At 72.0% G+C, this 15,212-nt stretch carries 17 protein-coding genes; 5 read left to right on the plus strand and 12 right to left on the minus strand.

Translation table 11 applies throughout. The features are described 5' to 3' along the window. Positions 1 to 96: 96 nt before the first annotated feature. From IPZ69_RS07775 to IPZ69_RS07795, 5 genes are all read right to left on the minus strand, one after another. Positions 97 to 1,671 carry an ABC transporter substrate-binding protein gene (locus tag IPZ69_RS07775; protein WP_235453258.1) on the minus strand — a complete coding sequence of 525 codons (1,575 nt, stop codon included), beginning with the start codon at positions 1,669 to 1,671 and terminating at the stop codon, positions 97 to 99. A gap of 223 nt (positions 1,672 to 1,894) precedes the next feature. Next, positions 1,895 to 2,647, minus strand: a complete 753-nt coding sequence (locus tag IPZ69_RS07780) for an SDR family oxidoreductase (RefSeq protein ID WP_235453259.1) — start codon at positions 2,645 to 2,647, stop codon at positions 1,895 to 1,897. Between the two features lie 11 nt (positions 2,648 to 2,658). Next, the gene (gene fabG, locus IPZ69_RS07785; RefSeq protein ID WP_235453260.1) at positions 2,659 to 3,420 is read right to left on the minus strand and encodes a 3-oxoacyl-ACP reductase FabG; all 762 of its coding nucleotides are present in this window, start codon (positions 3,418 to 3,420) and stop codon (positions 2,659 to 2,661) included. 125 nt (positions 3,421 to 3,545) lie between these two features. After that, positions 3,546 to 3,995 (minus strand): DUF3037 domain-containing protein, encoded by a 450-nt coding sequence (locus tag IPZ69_RS07790; protein ID WP_235453261.1) that lies wholly within the window; start codon positions 3,993 to 3,995, stop codon positions 3,546 to 3,548. Then, positions 3,992 to 4,756 carry a HipA family kinase gene (locus IPZ69_RS07795; protein ID WP_235453262.1) on the minus strand — a complete coding sequence of 255 codons (765 nt, stop codon included), beginning with the start codon at positions 4,754 to 4,756 and terminating at the stop codon, positions 3,992 to 3,994. The genes IPZ69_RS07790 and IPZ69_RS07795 overlap by 4 nt, the downstream gene beginning before the upstream one ends. A gap of 186 nt (positions 4,757 to 4,942) precedes the next feature. On the opposite strand from IPZ69_RS07795, the gene IPZ69_RS07800 reads away from it, so the two are divergent. After that, on the plus strand, positions 4,943 to 5,443 hold the full coding sequence (locus tag IPZ69_RS07800; protein ID WP_235453263.1) for a Rieske (2Fe-2S) protein: 501 nt from the start codon (positions 4,943 to 4,945) through the stop codon (positions 5,441 to 5,443). A 3-nt stretch (positions 5,444 to 5,446) separates the two neighbouring features. Here the strand turns inward: IPZ69_RS07800 and IPZ69_RS07805 are convergent, their stop codons facing one another. Next, a complete protein-coding gene (locus tag IPZ69_RS07805; RefSeq protein ID WP_235453264.1) occupies positions 5,447 to 6,091 on the minus strand; it encodes a cysteine hydrolase in 645 nt (214 codons plus the stop codon). Positions 6,092 to 6,167: 76 nt separating this feature from the next. Here IPZ69_RS07805 and IPZ69_RS07810 point away from each other — a divergent pair, with 76 nt between their 5' ends. Further along, complete coding sequence (locus IPZ69_RS07810) at positions 6,168 to 6,638, plus strand: pyridoxamine 5'-phosphate oxidase family protein (protein ID WP_235453265.1); 471 nt, start codon at positions 6,168 to 6,170, stop codon at positions 6,636 to 6,638. Positions 6,639 to 6,935: 297 nt separating this feature from the next. Here the strand turns inward: IPZ69_RS07810 and IPZ69_RS07815 are convergent, their stop codons facing one another. After that, positions 6,936 to 7,838, minus strand: a complete 903-nt coding sequence (locus tag IPZ69_RS07815; RefSeq protein WP_235453266.1) for a LysR family transcriptional regulator — start codon at positions 7,836 to 7,838, stop codon at positions 6,936 to 6,938. A gap of 74 nt (positions 7,839 to 7,912) precedes the next feature. On the opposite strand from IPZ69_RS07815, the gene IPZ69_RS07820 reads away from it, so the two are divergent. Continuing rightward, entirely contained in the window at positions 7,913 to 8,848 is a 936-nt protein-coding gene (locus IPZ69_RS07820) for a DMT family transporter (protein ID WP_235453267.1), read from the plus strand. Between the two features lie 18 nt (positions 8,849 to 8,866). Here IPZ69_RS07820 and IPZ69_RS07825 read toward each other — a convergent pair whose 3' ends face one another. Next, positions 8,867 to 10,195 (minus strand): aminotransferase class I/II-fold pyridoxal phosphate-dependent enzyme, encoded by a 1,329-nt coding sequence (locus IPZ69_RS07825; RefSeq protein WP_235453268.1) that lies wholly within the window; start codon positions 10,193 to 10,195, stop codon positions 8,867 to 8,869. 82 nt (positions 10,196 to 10,277) lie between these two features. Between IPZ69_RS07825 and IPZ69_RS07830 the strand changes: the two genes are divergently transcribed. Then, the gene (locus IPZ69_RS07830; protein WP_235453269.1) at positions 10,278 to 10,961 is read left to right on the plus strand and encodes a pyridoxamine 5'-phosphate oxidase family protein; all 684 of its coding nucleotides are present in this window, start codon (positions 10,278 to 10,280) and stop codon (positions 10,959 to 10,961) included. Here the strand turns inward: IPZ69_RS07830 and IPZ69_RS07835 are convergent. The 3 genes from IPZ69_RS07835 to IPZ69_RS07845 form a co-directional block, all read right to left on the minus strand. Further along, a complete protein-coding gene (locus tag IPZ69_RS07835) occupies positions 10,943 to 11,920 on the minus strand; it encodes a DMT family transporter (RefSeq protein ID WP_235453270.1) in 978 nt (325 codons plus the stop codon). The genes IPZ69_RS07830 and IPZ69_RS07835 overlap by 19 nt on opposite strands. A 177-nt stretch (positions 11,921 to 12,097) precedes the next feature. Further along, the gene (locus IPZ69_RS07840; protein ID WP_235453271.1) at positions 12,098 to 13,102 is read right to left on the minus strand and encodes an EamA family transporter; all 1,005 of its coding nucleotides are present in this window, start codon (positions 13,100 to 13,102) and stop codon (positions 12,098 to 12,100) included. Positions 13,103 to 13,205: 103 nt separating this feature from the next. Beyond that, the gene (locus IPZ69_RS07845; RefSeq protein ID WP_235453272.1) at positions 13,206 to 13,757 is read right to left on the minus strand and encodes a Clp protease N-terminal domain-containing protein; all 552 of its coding nucleotides are present in this window, start codon (positions 13,755 to 13,757) and stop codon (positions 13,206 to 13,208) included. Between the two features lie 260 nt (positions 13,758 to 14,017). Between IPZ69_RS07845 and IPZ69_RS07850 the strand changes: the two genes are divergently transcribed. Then, positions 14,018 to 14,446 carry a type II toxin-antitoxin system Rv0910 family toxin gene (locus IPZ69_RS07850; protein ID WP_235453273.1) on the plus strand — a complete coding sequence of 143 codons (429 nt, stop codon included), beginning with the start codon at positions 14,018 to 14,020 and terminating at the stop codon, positions 14,444 to 14,446. Between the two features lie 67 nt (positions 14,447 to 14,513). Here the strand turns inward: IPZ69_RS07850 and IPZ69_RS07855 are convergent, their stop codons facing one another. Further along, positions 14,514 to 15,137, minus strand: coding sequence for a PadR family transcriptional regulator (locus IPZ69_RS07855; protein ID WP_235453274.1), 624 nt, complete (start codon positions 15,135 to 15,137; stop codon positions 14,514 to 14,516). Positions 15,138 to 15,212 lie beyond the last annotated feature (75 nt).

Here is a 15,212-nt window from a genome sequence, read left to right on the forward strand (position 1 = left end):
ACGTCCTTACGGTGTGCGGTCACTTGCGGTTGGTGCAGGTCTCAGAACCTACAGGCGACCACTGACAACCGCCCTCCTGCCCGAGGAACAGCCCGGCTACCAGCTGGTCTTCCTCGACAGGTCCCACATCATCATGATGGCCGACGGGTCGAGCGAGCGCTCCGCGCCGGAGATGTCGGCGCTCGCGGCCAGATACTGCTTGCCCTGCCACAGCGGCAGCAGCCGCGCGTCGTCCGCCAGGATCGACTGTGCCTCCCGGAACTCCTTCACCACCTGGGCACGGTCGCTCTCCCGGCGGGACTGGGGCAGCAGGACGTTCGTGATCCGGGGCGACGCGTAGGGCGTGCCGACGGCGTTCTGCTCGCCGACGAACGGCGCGATGAAGTTGTCGGCGTCGGGGAAGTCGGGGGACCAGCCGCGGCCGAACACCGGGTACTCGCCCTTCTGGTAGCCCACCACGTACTTGTTCCAGGGGCGGCCCTGCAGCGTGACGGTGAACAGGCCGGACGCCTCCAGCTGGCGCTTGATCTCCCGGAACTCCTTCGCGGTCGCCGAGCCGTAGCGGTCGGTGGTGTACCAGAGGGTGAGCGGCACCTTCTGGTGGATGCCCGCGCCGCTGAGGATCTTGGCGGCCTTGGTGACGCTGGGGTCGCCGAAGTCGTCGAAGAAGGCGGTGCTGTGCCCGGTCAGGCCGGCCGGGACCATGGAGTACAGCGGCTCGACGGTGTCCTTGTAGATCCGGTGCGCGATCTCGCTGCGGTTGATCAGCTGCGCGATGGCCCGGCGGACGGCGGCCTTGCCGACCCAGGGGTCCTTCGGGTTGAACACCAGGTACTCGATCTCGATGCTCGGACCCTCGATGAGGTCGATGTCCTTGGCGCCCTGCCCCTGGAAGGCGATCACGTCGTCGGCGGCCAGGCCGCGGAAGGTGAGGTCGAGCTTCTTGTTGCGCAGGTCGTCGGCCAGCGCGCCCGAGTCCTGGTAGTAGCGGATGGTGACCGCGTTGTTCTTGCGGTCCGCGAAACCCTTGTAGTGCTTGTTCCCGACCAGGACGGCCTGCTTGCCCTCCTGGTAGGACTGCAGGTTGTACGGCCCGGAGCCGAGCACCTTGCCGTCCTTGCGCAGCTTGTCGGCCGGGTACTCGGCGGGGTCCACGATCGACATGCCGGGTGTGGCCAGCACGAACGGGAAGGTGGCGTCCGGCTTGTTCAGGTGGAAGACGACCTGGCGGTCGCCCAGCGCCTGGACCCGGTCGAGGCTGCCCAGCAGGCCGGCGGGGCCGGTGCTGACGTTGATCTTCTCGATCCGGTCGATCGAGTACTTGACGGCCTGCGCGTCCAACTTGTTCCCGTTGGAGAAGGTCAGGCCGTCGCGCAGCTCGCAGGTGTAGACGGTGTTCGACTGCGAGAAGCTGCACTTCTCGGCCGCGTCGGGCTGCGGGGTGGTCGCGCCGTCGGGGTAGCTGAGCAGGGTCTGGTAAATGTTGCGGAAGAGCTCCCAGGACTGGTCCCAGGAGGCGGCAGGATCCAGCGTGCTGGGGGCACTGGTGGTGCCCACGACGATCGGGTCCTTGCTGTCCGGGCCACCGTCGGAAAAGACGCTGCACCCGGCCACCAGGGTTATGGATGCAACCGCCGCCGCACTTTGCAGGCATCGGTTCCGGTTGAACACGCGCACGCTCCTCGATCTGCCATACCAAGGGTCGGCCGACCATACCGCAGCAACACGCCGGGTCAACCTGCTTCGTACACGGGCTTGATCAGCTTGTTTCTGACTACGTTGTCATGGGGCCGTGATCCCCTGAAACGATGACAAGGGCGCCGTTTCCGTCAAGGAAACGGCGCCCTTGTGCGCCCGATCGTTATGCCGCGCGGCGGTCGGCCCAAGCGGTTGCTCAGACGACGCCGGCGTTCAGGAAGATGCCGCCGTCGACGACGAGCGTCTGGCCGGTGATCCAGTCGGACTGCTCCGAGGTGAGGAACGCGGCGGCGCCGCCGATGTCGGAGGGCACGCCGAGCCGGGCGAGCGGGTAGGCCGAGGCGGCCTCCTCCTCGCGGCCCTCGTACAGGGCCTGGGCGAACTTGGTCTTCACCACGGCCGGGGCGATCGCGTTGACCCGCACCTTGGGCGCGAACTCGTGCGCCAGCTGCTGGGTCAGGTTGATCATCGCGGCCTTGCTGACGCCGTACGCGCCGATGAACGGCGACGGGGCGAGGCCCGCGATCGAGGCGATGTTGACGATCGCGCCGCCGTTGTCCTTCTGCCAGGCGTGCCAGGTCTTCTGGGCGAAGCCGAGCGCGGAGATCACGTTGGTCTCGAAGACCTTGCGGGCGACGCCGAGGTCGAGGTCGGCGATCGGTCCGAACACCGGGTTGGTACCGGCGTTGTTGACCAGGAAGTCGACGCGTCCGAAGGCCTCCATGGTGCGTTCGACGGCCTCGGCCTGGTGGTCCAGGTCGTGGGCCTTGCCGGCGACACCGATGACCCGGTCGGCGCCGAGCCGGTCGACGGCCTCCTTGAGGGCTTCCTCGTTGCGGCCGGTGATGCAGACGCGGTCGCCGCGCGCGACGAGCGCCTCGGCGACGCCGTAGCCGATGCCTCGGCTGGCGCCCGTGACGAGCGCGACCTTGCCGGAGAGTTCAGTCATGTCCGTGATCCCTAGTCGAGCGGTCCGCCGGCGACGTACAGCACCTGGCCGGAGACGAAGCCGGCGGCCTCGCCGGTGAAGAAGGCGATGGCGTTGGCGATGTCCTCGGGCTCGCCGACGCGCTGGACGGGGATCTGGGTGGCGGCGGCGGCCTTGAACTCCTCGAAGCCCATCTTGACGCGCTCGGCCGTGGCCTTGGTCATCTCGGTGGCGATGAAGCCCGGGGCGACGGCGTTGGCGGTGATGCCGAACTTGCCGAGTTCGATGGCGAGGGTCTTGGTGAAGCCCTGCAGACCGGCCTTGGCGGCCGAGTAGTTGGCCTGGCCGCGGTTGCCCAGCGCCGAGGAGGAGGACAGGTTGACGACGCGGCCGAAACCGGCGTCGACCATGTGCTTCTGGATGGCCTTGGTCATCAGGAACGAGCCGCGCAGGTGCACGTTCATGACCATGTCCCAGTCGGACGCGGTCATCTTGAACAGCAGGTTGTCGCGGAGCACGCCCGCGTTGTTGACGAGGATCGTCGGCGCGCCGAGCTCCTCGACGACCCGGGCGATGGCGGCCTCGACCTGGGTCTCGTCGGAGACGTCGGCGCCGATCGCGACGGCCCGGCCGCCGGCCGCGGTGATCTTCTCGACGGTGTCCTTGCAGGCGGCCTCGTCGAGATCGATGACGGCGACGGCGCGGCCCTCGGCTGCCAGTCGTACGGCGGTGGCGGCGCCGATGCCGCGCGCGGCACCGGTGACGACGGCGACCCGCTGCTCAGTGGTGGACATTGCTGTTTCTCCTCGCCCTTGAGAAAGCCTGATCTGCGGTGAGCGACCGCTTAGTACCTTCAGCAGACGTGACGCTAGAAGCCCTGGCACCCGGTGTCAACGGCACACCCGGTGCATGTGATCCATTACCTCACCAGGAGGTCGAGCAACCGTCGCGTCTCGGCCGCCGGGTCGGCGGTGAGCCCGGTGTGCACCGGACCGGGCTGCACGACGGTCGAGCGGGGCGCGATCAGCCAGCGGAAACGCCGCCCGGCGTCGTCGTCGGCCGCCTGACCGGCCGCCGCCCCGCCGCCGCAGACACCCTCGACGGCACCCAGCGCGGCGCGCACACCGGCCACGTCCGCGTCCGGGTCCAGGGCCAGCAGCCTGGCCTCGTCCAGATGGGTGCGGGCGCCGAGGTACGCCTGGGCGCGGCAGTACACGATCACGCCCGCGTTGATGCACTCGCCGCGCTCGACGCGCGGGACGACCTTCAGCAGGGCGTACTCGAACACGTCCCGGTCGCCGCCCTGATCCGTCCGGGTGATGTGACGCTCGGTCACATGGCCGGCCATGTGGATGAGCCGCTCGCTCACTTGCCCTCCTCGATGCCGGTGACGCGTTCGTGGACGGTGCCGGCCCGCGCCAGCAGCGGCCGCGCGTACGCCCGCCGCAGGTCGTCCGGGGTGTCGAAGCCGGGCTCGTCGGCCAGCCAGGCGTCCGGGATCTCGGCGGTGACCTCGGCGAGGAGGTCCTCGGTGACGCGCGGGCCGAGGTCGGCGGCGGCGCCCGCGACATCGGGGCCGAAGCGGGCGAGGGCGTGGTCCGAGGCGTCGTACGGGCGGGCGGCGGAGGCCTCGGCGCCGGGCCAGTTGTGGTGCCAGATCATGGTCGCCCCGTGGTCGATGAGCCACAACTCGCCCTGGTGCATCAGCAGGTTGGGGTTGCGCCAGGACCGGTCGACGTTGTTCACCAGCGCGTCGAACCAGACGATCCGCCCGGCCTCTTCGGGGCTCACCGGGAAGGCGAGCGGATCGAAGCCGAGGGCGCCGGAGAGGAAGTCCATGCCGAGATTGGTGCCGCCGCTGGACCGCAGCAGTTCCTGCACCTGCTGCTCCGGCTCGCCGAGCCCGAGGACCGGGTCGAGTTCGATGGTCACCAGGCGCGGCATCCGGAATCCGAGCCGGCGGGCCAGCTCGCCGCAGACCACCTCGGCGACCAGCGTCTTGCGGCCCTGTCCGGCGCCGGTGAACTTCATGACGTACGTCCCGAAGTCGTCGGCCTCGACGAGTCCCGGCAGCGAGCCGCCCTCACGCAGGGGCGTGATGTAGCGGGTCGCGATGACTTCCTTGAGCATCGCCCCAGGTTACTGGGGAGTCGGCGGGTGTCCGACAGCGGAACGACAGCTCTGGCTTACGGTCGCCTGATCTCGAAGGCGACACCATCTCGAAGTCGACAAGATCTCGACGCCGTCTGAACGGGTGGTGCCCGCGGCCCGTACCCCTGGACGGATCAGGAAAGCTTCGCGGAAGGGAAACCCCTCATGAGCAGCGCATCGTTCAGGCCCGCAACGGGACCGGCCCGCCGCACCGTCGTGGCGGCGGCCGGAGCGGCGGGGCTCGCCGCCGCGCTGACCGCCTGCGGGTCGGGCGACGACTCGTCCGACTCCTCCTCGGTCTCCGGTTCCGGCGGCTCGCAGGACGGCAACGCGTCGAGCGCCGGTGGCTCGGGCGGCGGCGACAACGCCGCGGCCGGGGGCACCGCGCTCGCGAAGACCTCCGAGATCCCGGAGGGCGGCGGGAAGATCTTCAAGGACCAGGGCGTGGTCGTCACGCAGCCGAAGGCGGGCACCTACAAGGCGTTCTCGTCCAAGTGCACGCATCAGGGCTGCGCGGTGGGCAGCGTCGCCGACGGCGTGATCGTCTGTCCCTGCCACAACAGCCACTTCTCCGCCGAGGACGGCAGCGTGAAGAAGGGGCCCGCGACGAAGCCGCTGCCGGCCGCGAACATCACGGTGTCGGGCGAAGACATCAAGCTCGCCTGACCGTCAGGCCCGGCGGCGCGGCCGCTTGAGGCAGCCGAGCACCTCGTCCGTGGTCGCGACCGTGGCGACCAACGCGAGGGTGTGACGGATCATCGCGGGGGTGTAGTCCGAGGGCACCCCCGCGATGGCGTCCCTCGGCACGACGACGCCGTAGCCGCGGTTCACGGCGTCGAACACCGTGTTGGGGATCGCCACGTTGGCCGAGACCCCGGTGACGATCAGCGTGCGGCAGCCGAGGTTGCGCAGCAGCGCGTCGACGTCGGTGCCTTGGACGGGCGACAGGCCGTGGAGCCGGCGTACGACCAGGTCCTCGTCGGCGACCTCGATGGGCGGTGCGACGCGCACCGCGGTGGTGCCGGTCAACTGCTGGACGGGAAGGCGCTCGGCGGCGCGGAACAGCCGGGCGTTGCGGTTCGCGCCCAGGCCGTCCGGGCGGCGCTCGGCGATCGCGTGCATCACCTGGACGCCCGTCTCGTGCGCGGCGGCGACCAGCCGGGCGACATTGCCCAGGGCGCCCGAGGCGCGGGCCTCCTGGGCGAGTTCGGGCAGCGCGCTCTCGGGCCCGACGACCCCCTGCTGGCACTCCACGGTGAGTAGAACGGTGCTCGCGGGGTCGAGGAGTTCGGTGAGCTGTTCGTGCGACGCCATGACGCCCCCTTTCGCCGGGATGCGGAGCGGGCGAGACTAACCAGCATTGCGTGCGAGGGGAAGAAGAGGGGGCCGCATGACAGTCACTCAGCAGCGCCGGGGCCGGAAGATCATGATGACGCCGGGCGAGCTGGACGAGTTCCTGACCACCCAGCGGACCTGCCGGGTGGCCACCGTGACCACGGGCGGCGCCCCGCACGTCAGCGCCCTGTGGTTCGCCTGGGACGGCAGCGCGATGTGGCTCTACTCGGTGGTGCGCAGCAAGCGGTGGACCGACCTGCGCCGGGATCCACGGGTGGCGATCGTGGTCGACTCCGGTGAGGAGTACGACCAGTTGCGCGGCGTCGAGCTGTCCGGCTCCGTGGAGTTCGTGGGCGAGATCCCGCGCACCGGGCAGCTGTGCGCCGAACTCGACACCGCGGAGACGCTGTTCGCCCGCAAGAACTTCGGCCTGGACGAGATGCCGCACGACGGGCGCCACGCCTGGGCACGGCTCAGGCCGGACAAGATCGTCTCCTGGGACTTCCGCAAACTGGGTGCGCCATAGGGCAGTTGACGGTGTCTCGGCGCGGCAGGCCGCGCGGCGCCACAGCCGACGGATAGCCCGGCGGACCGCTCGACGATCAGCCGATCGCCGCGGCCGCCGCGCGCAGTGCCTCAACCGCGGCCCGGATGGACGGGCGCGGTCGGCGGCGGCGTCGGCGTTGGCGCGCCAGACGACGTACACATGGCGGCATACGCCTGCTTGAACAGGACGGTGCACCGTAGGGCAGTTGACGGGGGATCAGCGCAGCCAGCGGCGCGGCGGCGCAGCCTACGGACGGCCCGACGGGCCGCTCGACGGTCAGCCGACCGCCGCGGCCGCCGCGCGCAGGGCCTCCACCGCCGCCCGGATCGACGGGCGGCGGTCGGCGTCCGCGCGCCAGACGACGTACACATGACGGCGTACGCCCTGCTTCAGCGGGACGGTGACGATTCCGGGCGGTACCGGGTAGCGGCCCAGCAGGGGCGCGATGCACACGCCCAACCCGGCAGCGACGAGGCCGAGTTGGGTGTGGGTCTCGGCGGCGCGGTGGCCGACGATCGGCTCGACGCCGCGCGAGCGGAGCGTGAACATCAGCCACTCGTGGCAGAACTCGCCCTCGCCCCAGGTGATCCACTCGTCCTCGGCGAACTCCCCGAGGTCCACCTCGTCCCGGCCGGCCAGCCGGTGACCGGCGGGCATGGCCACGTCGGCCGGGTCGTCCAGCAGGGACGCCTTGACCAGGCCGTCGGGTACCGGCATCGGCTTGTTGTACCAGTCGAGGACGACCGCGAGGTCGAGGTCGCCGCGCACCACCGAGGCGATCCCGCTCTCCGGTTCCAGCTCGCTGGAGCGCACGCGCAGCGCCGGGTGCTGGGCGCGCAGGGCAGCGAGCGCGGTGGGGAAGAGGCCGCGGGCGGCGGTGGGGAACGCGGACAGCCTGAGTTCGCCGACGACCTGGCCCCGGTGCGCCTCCAGCTCCGACCGGGCGAGCTCCACCTGGGACAGGATCCGCGCCGCGTGCTCGGACAGCAGCCGCCCGGCGTCGGTAAGGCGCACACCGCGCCCGTTCTTGGCGAGGAGCTGCTGGCCCACCTCCCGCTCCAGCTTGCCCAGCTGCTGCGAGACCGCGGAGGTGGTGACGTGCAGGGCCTCGGCCGCGCCGCTGACCGAACCGTGCCGGGCGAGGGCGTCGAGGGTGCGCAGGCGCTCCAGGTTCAACATGTAAGCGATACTACGAGGTATCGCGTGCGAATTCTCGATTGTGCTACGAGGTCGGGTCCCGCATCGTTGGGGTCATGACGACCGTCGCCGCGACCCGCACCGAGTCCCCCACCGCCCCGCACACCCGCCCGCGCCTCGACTGGCGACTGCGGTTCGGCGCGCTCTCCCTGATCTGGGGCTTCAGCTTCCTGCTGATCAAGGTGGGCACGGACGGGTACGCGCCGTTCCAGGTCACCCTGGGCCGGCTGGTGTTCGGTACGGCGGTGCTCGCGGCGGCGATGGCGGTGAAGCGGGAACGGCTCCCGCGCGGCGCCCGCACCTGGGGCCATCTGACCGTCGCCGCGTTCCTGCTGAACGCCCTGCCCTTCTCGCTCTTCGCCTACGCGGAGCTGACGATCCCGTCCACGCTGGCCGGCATCTGCAACGCCACCTCCCCGCTGTGGGGCATGGCCCTGTCGCTGGTGGCGCTGTCCGAGGACCGGCCGACGCGACTGCGGGTGGCCGGGCTCGGCCTCGGCTTCCTGGGCGTGCTGACGGTCCTCGGCGCCTGGCAGGGCTTCAGCGGCCTGGACGCCACGGGCACGGCGATGGCCCTCCTGGCCTCGCTCAGCTACCCGGTCGGCTGGATCTACGTGCGCCGCACCCTGGCCGGCTCGGGCCGCTCCCACCTGTCCATGACGGGCGCGCAGCTCCTGCTGGCCACGGTCCAACTGGCCTTCGTGACCCCGCTGTTCACCGACTTTCCCGCCCATGTCTCGCTCGTCCCGCTGCTGGCGATCGCCGCCCTGGGCACCCTCGGCACGGGGCTTGCGGTGCTGATCCAGTACGGGCTGGTGGCCGAGGTCGGCCCCACGACGGCCCAGATGGTCACGTACTTCATCCCGGTCATCGCGACGGCGTCGGGCGTCGCGATCCTCGGGGAGTCGCTGCGCTGGACCACACCGGTGGGCGCGGTGATCGTGCTGGCGGGGGCGGCGCTCACCCAGGCCCGGCCGAAGCGGGGTGCGTGAGCGCACGGACCCCCTCGACTACACGTAACTCCGCGCCGGTCCCGGGCCCACCGCCGCGGCCACCGCCTCCGCCAGGGGCACGGCCTCCGGCTCGGTCAGGGTCGAGACCGTGATCCGAACGGCGGGCGGGGAGCTCAGCCGGAAGCGGGCGCCGGGGGCGACGGCCCAGCCGGCGTGCAGCAGGGCGGCGACCGTGGCGGTCTCGTCGGGGACCGGCACCCACAGGTTCATGCCGCTGCGGCCGTGGGAGCGGACACCGCGCTCGGCCAGGGCCCCGGCGAGGAGCTCCCGGCGGCCGCGATAGGCCGCCGCCACCTCCGCCGCGTCCACCGCGCCGTCCGTCCACAGCCGGACCACGGTGCGCTGGAGCAGCCGGCTCACCCATCCCGGGCCCAGCCGCTGCCGTCCGCGGACCCGGTCGACGGAGACGGGGTCGCCGGTGAGGACGGCGAGGCGCAGGTCGGGGCCGTAGGTCTTGGCGACGGAGCGGACGAAGGCCCAGTGGTGGGTGACGCCCGCCAGGGGGTGCAGGGGCAGGTCGACGGTGCCGTGGCCGTAGTCGTCCTCGACGAGGAGCGTGTGCGGGTGCTCGCGCAGGGCGGCGCGCAGGGCCCGCGCGCGGGGGCCGCTCACCGAGGCGCCGGTGGGGTTCTGCGCGCGGTCCGTGACGACGAAGGCGCGGGCGCCGGACTCCAGCGCGCGCCGCAGGTCCTCGGGGCGCGGCCCGTCGTCGTCGACGCCCACGGGGACCGTGCGCAGCCCGAGCGCCGGAATCAGGTCGAGGGTCCGGCCCCAGCCGGGGTCCTCCACGGCGACGGCGTCCCCCGGCCTGAGATGGGCCGCGAGGACGCGCTCGACGGCGTCCAGCGAGCCGGAGGTCGCGGTGAGCGGGCCGTCGGGCACCCCGTCGGCGTCGAGTTCGGCCCGCACGATCCGGGCCAGCTCGGGCTCCACGGGCTCCGCGCCGTACAGGATCGGCTCCCGGTCCCCCTCCTTCGCCACGGCGGCCAGGGCGGACGCGAGCGCCGGGAGCAGGGCGGGGTCGGGGTTGCCGCTGGACAGGTCCCGCACCCCGACGGGCACGACGTGCGGCCGCTCGCGGCCCGTCGTGGCAGGTTTCGACCGGATACGGCTGCCTCGGCGGCCGGCGGTCTCGATGACCCCGCGCTCGCGCAGGCTGCGGTAGGCGGCCGCGACGGTATTGGGATTCACCCCCAGCCGGGTCGCCAACTCCCGCATCGGCGGCAGCAGTTGCCCCGGCTCCAGGTCCCCGGCGCTCACCGCGCACTCGACGCTGGCCGCGATCTCCGCCGCACCACGCCCTTGAATCGGATACTCTCCTAGCACAAAGCACATTATGCACTAGTGCAATACACAACGCCAGTCAGCACGCCAGCCATCTCGCCGGCCAGACCGCCAGGAGAGCACCATGCAGGACACCGAGCCGACGCCGTCGCAGCCCGCCGCCTACGCCCCCACCGACCGCACCGTCCCCACGCGCGCCGCGCACAAGGCGTCGTACGACAAGGAACTGGTGCACGCGATACTCGACGAGGGCTTCGTCTGCCACCTCGGCTTCGTGCGCGACGGCGCGCCGGTGGTGCTGCCCACGCTGTACGCCCGGGTCGGCGAGCGGCTGTACGTGCACGGCTCCACCGGGTCGCGCCCGCTGCGGATGACCGGTGAGGCGAACCCGGGGCTCGCCGTCTGTCTGACGGTCACCCACCTCGACGGCCTGGTCCTGGCCCGCTCGGCCTTCCACCACTCGGTCAACTACCGCTCCGTGGTGGTGCACGGCACCGCCCACCAGGTCACCGACCCCGAGGAGCGGCGGCTGGCCCTGGACGCCCTGGTGGACCAGGCCGTACCGGGCCGCTCCGCCGACTCCCGGCCCGCCAACCGGAAGGAACTGGCCGCCACCTCGGTGATCCGCCTCGACCTGGAGGAGGTCTCGGCCAAGGTCCGCACCGGCGGCGCGATCGACGAGCCCGAGGACCTCGACCTCCCCCACTGGGCGGGCGTCCTGCCGCTCCGCAAGGGGTACGAGGCCCCGGTCTACAACGCCGACCTCTCCGCCGGTGTCGAACTGCCGGGCTACCTCAAGGCGCTCTGAGGCCGGTCCGACACCGGCCGAGGTACGGCGACGGCCCGTGCCGCACGGGCCTCCGCCGCCGCCAGCCCCGCGACCGAGCCCAGCATCAGCAGGGTGCCTGCCACGGTGGAGGCGGTGAGGTGTTCACCGAGGAGGGCGACGGCCAGGCCGGCCGCGCTCACCGGCTCCAGAAGCATGATCACGGAGACGGTGGCGGACCGTACGACGGCGGCACCGGCGAAGTAGAGCGCGTAGGCGAGGGCGGTGGGAACCGCCGCGATGTAGATCAGCAGCACCAGGATCCGGCCGGGGTGGTCGGTGTGCGGGAGCAGGCCCTCGGCCAGGGCGAACGGCAGCAGGCAGAGGCTGGTGACCGCGAACGCCCCCACGGTCGTACCCGAGGAGTCCGTGCCGCCGTGGCGCCCCCACCAGCGGGTGAGCAGCGTCATGACGGAGTAGCCGGCCGCGGACAGCAGCGCGAGCAGCACGCCCGAGGGCCGGACGGTCGCGCCCGAGCCGCCGAGCGTCAGCACCGCCAGCCCGGCGAGCGCCCCGGTGACGGCGGCGGCCCCGCCCCGGCCGAGGTGCTCGCCCAGGGCCAGCCGGGCGCCCAGGGCGATGAGGACCGGTCCGGCGCCGAGCGTGACGACGGTCGCGACGGCGAGACCGGTGGTGGACACGGCCGCGAAGTACGCCGTCTGGAAGACGGCGAGCGCGAGGCCGGTGGCCACCGCCTTCCAGGTCCTGCGGCCGAGCGGTTCGGGCGTGGCCGCTGGACGGACCCGGGGGCGCAGCAGGCGGCCGGCCAGCAGCAGCACGAGCCCGGCCGCGCAGCGCCAGAAGGAGAGGGTGACGGCACCCATGTCGCCGGCGCGGTAGACCAGCGAGGCGGCGGCGCCCGCGGTGCCCCAGGCGGCACCGGCGACGATCAGATACAGGAGGCCACGCCCGACGGGCAGACCGAAAGAAGCATTCGACACGAATTGTCTCCGCAGATGTGCAGAAGTTCGGAAGGCGACCCCGGATCAGCGGGGCGCGCGGACTTCTTCTGCGGGCAGCACCGTCTTGCCCGGCCACTGGCCGGGCGTGTCGCCGGAGGCCCGCCTCAGGCGGCCGGAGGCGGAAGGACGAGTGCGTTCGACGGCATGGACGTGAGCTTAGGCGATGGTTTCACGGGCGGACAATTCGCGTTCCGGGGCACCGCTCGCCACCGGCTGGGCGGAGCCCTTGGCGGGGGTCGAGGACTGCGCGATGAACGCGCCCGCCAGGACGACCGCGCCGCCGACGACCTGCGGCGCCGAGAGGTGCTCGCCGAGCAGCACCCAGGCCAGCACGGTCGCCACGACCGCCTCCAGACAGGCCACGACACCGGCGACCTGCGGAGACAGCCGCCGCACGGACACCACACCGGTGACGTACGCGATCACCGTGGCGACCAGGACGATCCAGGCCAGCAGCGCGGCCGCCGGGACCGGGGTGCCGTCCATGTGCGCGGTGCCGGCCAGGACGGAGAAGTCCATGGTCCAGGGGCGGGCGACGGCGGTCAGGACGACCGCGCCGACGAGCAGTCCGTAGGCGATGACGCCGAGCGGGTCCGGCGCCTCCTCCCCCGACTCGCTGCCCTGGTCGGCCAGGACGAAGTAGCCGACCTGGCAGCCCGCCGCGCCGAGCGCGAGCAGCAGTCCCAGGGCGTCGAAGCCGAGCCCCGACCACACCTCCACGACGCAGGCGAGGCCGCCGACCGCGAGGACCACGCCGAGCGCGGCGGCCCGGGTCACCGGCCGCCGCTGCACGAACCGCACCCAGCCGAGCACCAGGGCGGGGGCGAGGTACTCCACGAGCAGCGCGACGCCGACCGGGAGCCGCGATATCGCGGCGAAGTAGCAGGCCTGGACACCGGCCACACCGAGCAGTCCGAACCCGACGAGCAGCGCGGGACGCCGGCGCAGCAGGCCGCGGTGGCGCACGGCGAGCGGCAGCATCACCAGGGCGGCGCCGGCCACCCGCAGCCACACCACATGGAGCGGGTCGAGCCCCGCCTCGATCAGCGGCTTGGCCGCGACACCGGATCCCCCGAAGGCCAGCGACGAGACGAGCGCGAGACCGAGCCCGACGCCCTTGCCGCGACCGCTGTGACTGCTGTCTGACGTATGCACCGGCACATGATGACAGGCGACGACATGACCGTCACCCCCGATGACACCTGTCTCATCGGCTGGACGGGGCCGGGCCCGCGCCCGCGCTCGACCCGCCGGGCCCGAGCACTCAGCAGGCCGCGCCGCCGTCCCCCGCGAACTCCCCCGAGTGGCCGGCGATCCGGGCGAGCAGCTCGGGCACCGCGACTCCGGCGCGGTCGAGCACCTCGACGGCGCGCGCCTCGGGGTCCACGACGATGGCCGCGAGCAGATCGGTGCCCCGCGCCTCGTCGTCCCCGCGCAGTCCGGCGCGCTCGGCGGCCTGCCGCATGGCGGCCGCGGCCAGCGGCGACCAGCCGTCGACGCCCTTCAGGACGGACAGCGCGCCCGAGTCCTCCACCGAGCCCTGCCAGCGCAGGCCGTAGCCGATGCTGCGCTGCACGAGATAGCCGAGCAGGCGGGCGAGCTGCGGGACGTCACCGACGACGGCGCGCACGTCGGGGTCGGACTCCAGCAGGGAGTGCAGGAGGTGGGCGGTGTCGATCTGCCGGTCCCCGTCCCGTACGGCCCGGCGGCGGGCACCGGCGACCACCGCCGCCAGCTCGGCACTGAGCCCGGCGACGTCGTCCGCGCGGCGGCTGCCCTGGTCCTCGGCGGACTGGTGGGGAATACGCGGTGGCACGCTCCCAGCTCATCAGCCTCACCGGCGCCGGTCATCCACGGGGGGAAGCATTTTCACGTCCCACGAGAAGTGGACATCACCGATCGGAATATCCTCCTTGCGGAGGAGATCAGGCCGAGACAGGGCCCTCCGCGCCGCTCCACGGCCGTCGATGCCCGTCCACACCTCTCCACATTTCCTGACGGTTCATCAGTATTGAATGTTCGGGGCCCTGCGGCTACGTTCCGCGACACGTCAGCCCGACACGAAGAGGTGGTCGCATGGCCGAAGTCAGCGCGGAGGCACGCATCCAGGCACCGGCCGAGAAGGTGTGGGCCCGGCTCACGGACTGGTCGGCGTACGGGGAGTGGAACGCGACCCACACCAGCTTCCCCAAGGGCGGCCCCGAGACCCTGGCGGCGGGCGGCACCTTCCAGGAGAACATGAAGCTGATGGGCTTCCCGGCCGAGGTCGAGTGGACCATCGACGAGCTGGAGCCGGCCCGGTTGTTCGTGATCCGCGGCAAGGGTCCGATGGCGGTGAGCCTCCTCACGCGCTACACGCTCACCCCGGACGGCGACGCGACGACGGTGCGCATCGACGGGGAGTTCACGGGCGCGGCGGTCTCCCTGATGGCGGGCAAGCTCAAGGACTCGGCCACGGCCGCGCTGAACGAGTCGTTGCGCAAGCTGGCCGGGCTGGTGGCCTGACGGACCACCCCTCACCCACGAACAGGGCGCCCCGCGGACGAGTCCGCGGGGCGCCCTGTTCGTACGGTCAGTCCTCGTCGGCGAGGATCAGGTACAGCTTCTTGCGGGCCTCGTTGATGACGGTCACCGCCTTGTCGCGCTGCTCCTTGCTGCCGGTCTTCCAGACCTGGCCGAAGGCCTCCATCAGGCCGAAGCCGGCCTGGCGGATCTCACCGAGGGCCTCCCAGTCGACCCCGCGCGAGGCCTCCTCCCAGGGGGCTTCGGGACCCTCGTCGGCCGCGGCGCGGCCCGCCTCGGTGAGCGAGAACAGCTTCTTGCCGCCCTCGCTCGCGCTGGCGATCAGGCCCTCGTCCTCCAGCAGCTGGAGCGTGGGGTAGACCGAGCCGGGGCTCGGCTTCCACGCGCCGCCGCTGCGCTCGGCAATCTCCTGGATCATCTCGTAGCCGTGCATCGGCCGGTCCTTGAGCAGGGCCAGGATCGAGGCCCGTACGTCACCGCGCCGCGCCCTCCCCCTCGGGCCGCCGCGCCCTCGATGCCCCCAGGGGCCCGGTCCGAAACCGGGACCGCCGGGACCACCGGGGCCGCCCGGACCGAAGGGTCCGAAGGCGGCGCGGAGCCCCTCGAAGTCGCCCCGGTCGCGCCGGGAGAAGCCCTCGTGTCGATGTCCACGCTCGTGTCCGTGGGAACGCATCGCCATCACTCCATTCCATCGTTGATCTGTCGCGATGCGTCAACGATATATCGGAACTGTTCGGATGACAACCCT

This window comes from Streptomyces olivochromogenes, assembly GCF_021538895.1.
GTDB classification, from domain to species: domain Bacteria; phylum Actinomycetota; class Actinomycetes; order Streptomycetales; family Streptomycetaceae; genus Streptomyces; species Streptomyces olivochromogenes_A.

Bases quoted from the DNA above. Each gene is read 5' to 3' on its own strand.
- IPZ69_RS07855 (WP_235453274.1), bottom strand. From the start codon at position 15,137: ATGCGTTCCCACGGACACGAGCGTGGACATCGACACGAGGGCTTCTCC.
- IPZ69_RS07850 (WP_235453273.1), top strand. From the start codon at position 14,018: ATGGCCGAAGTCAGCGCGGAGGCACGCATCCAGGCACCGGCCGAGAAG.
- IPZ69_RS07805 (WP_235453264.1), bottom strand. From the start codon at position 6,091: ATGGCGTCGCACGAACAGCTCACCGAACTCCTCGACCCCGCGAGCACC.
- IPZ69_RS07800 (WP_235453263.1), top strand. From the start codon at position 4,943: ATGAGCAGCGCATCGTTCAGGCCCGCAACGGGACCGGCCCGCCGCACC.
- IPZ69_RS07795 (WP_235453262.1), bottom strand. From the start codon at position 4,756: ATGCTCAAGGAAGTCATCGCGACCCGCTACATCACGCCCCTGCGTGAG.
- IPZ69_RS07780 (WP_235453259.1), bottom strand. From the start codon at position 2,647: ATGACTGAACTCTCCGGCAAGGTCGCGCTCGTCACGGGCGCCAGCCGA.
- IPZ69_RS07810 (WP_235453265.1), top strand. From the start codon at position 6,168: ATGACAGTCACTCAGCAGCGCCGGGGCCGGAAGATCATGATGACGCCG.
- IPZ69_RS07820 (WP_235453267.1), top strand. From the start codon at position 7,913: ATGACGACCGTCGCCGCGACCCGCACCGAGTCCCCCACCGCCCCGCAC.
- fabG (WP_235453260.1), bottom strand. From the start codon at position 3,420: ATGTCCACCACTGAGCAGCGGGTCGCCGTCGTCACCGGTGCCGCGCGC.
- IPZ69_RS07830 (WP_235453269.1), top strand. From the start codon at position 10,278: ATGCAGGACACCGAGCCGACGCCGTCGCAGCCCGCCGCCTACGCCCCC.
- IPZ69_RS07815 (WP_235453266.1), bottom strand. From the start codon at position 7,838: ATGTTGAACCTGGAGCGCCTGCGCACCCTCGACGCCCTCGCCCGGCAC.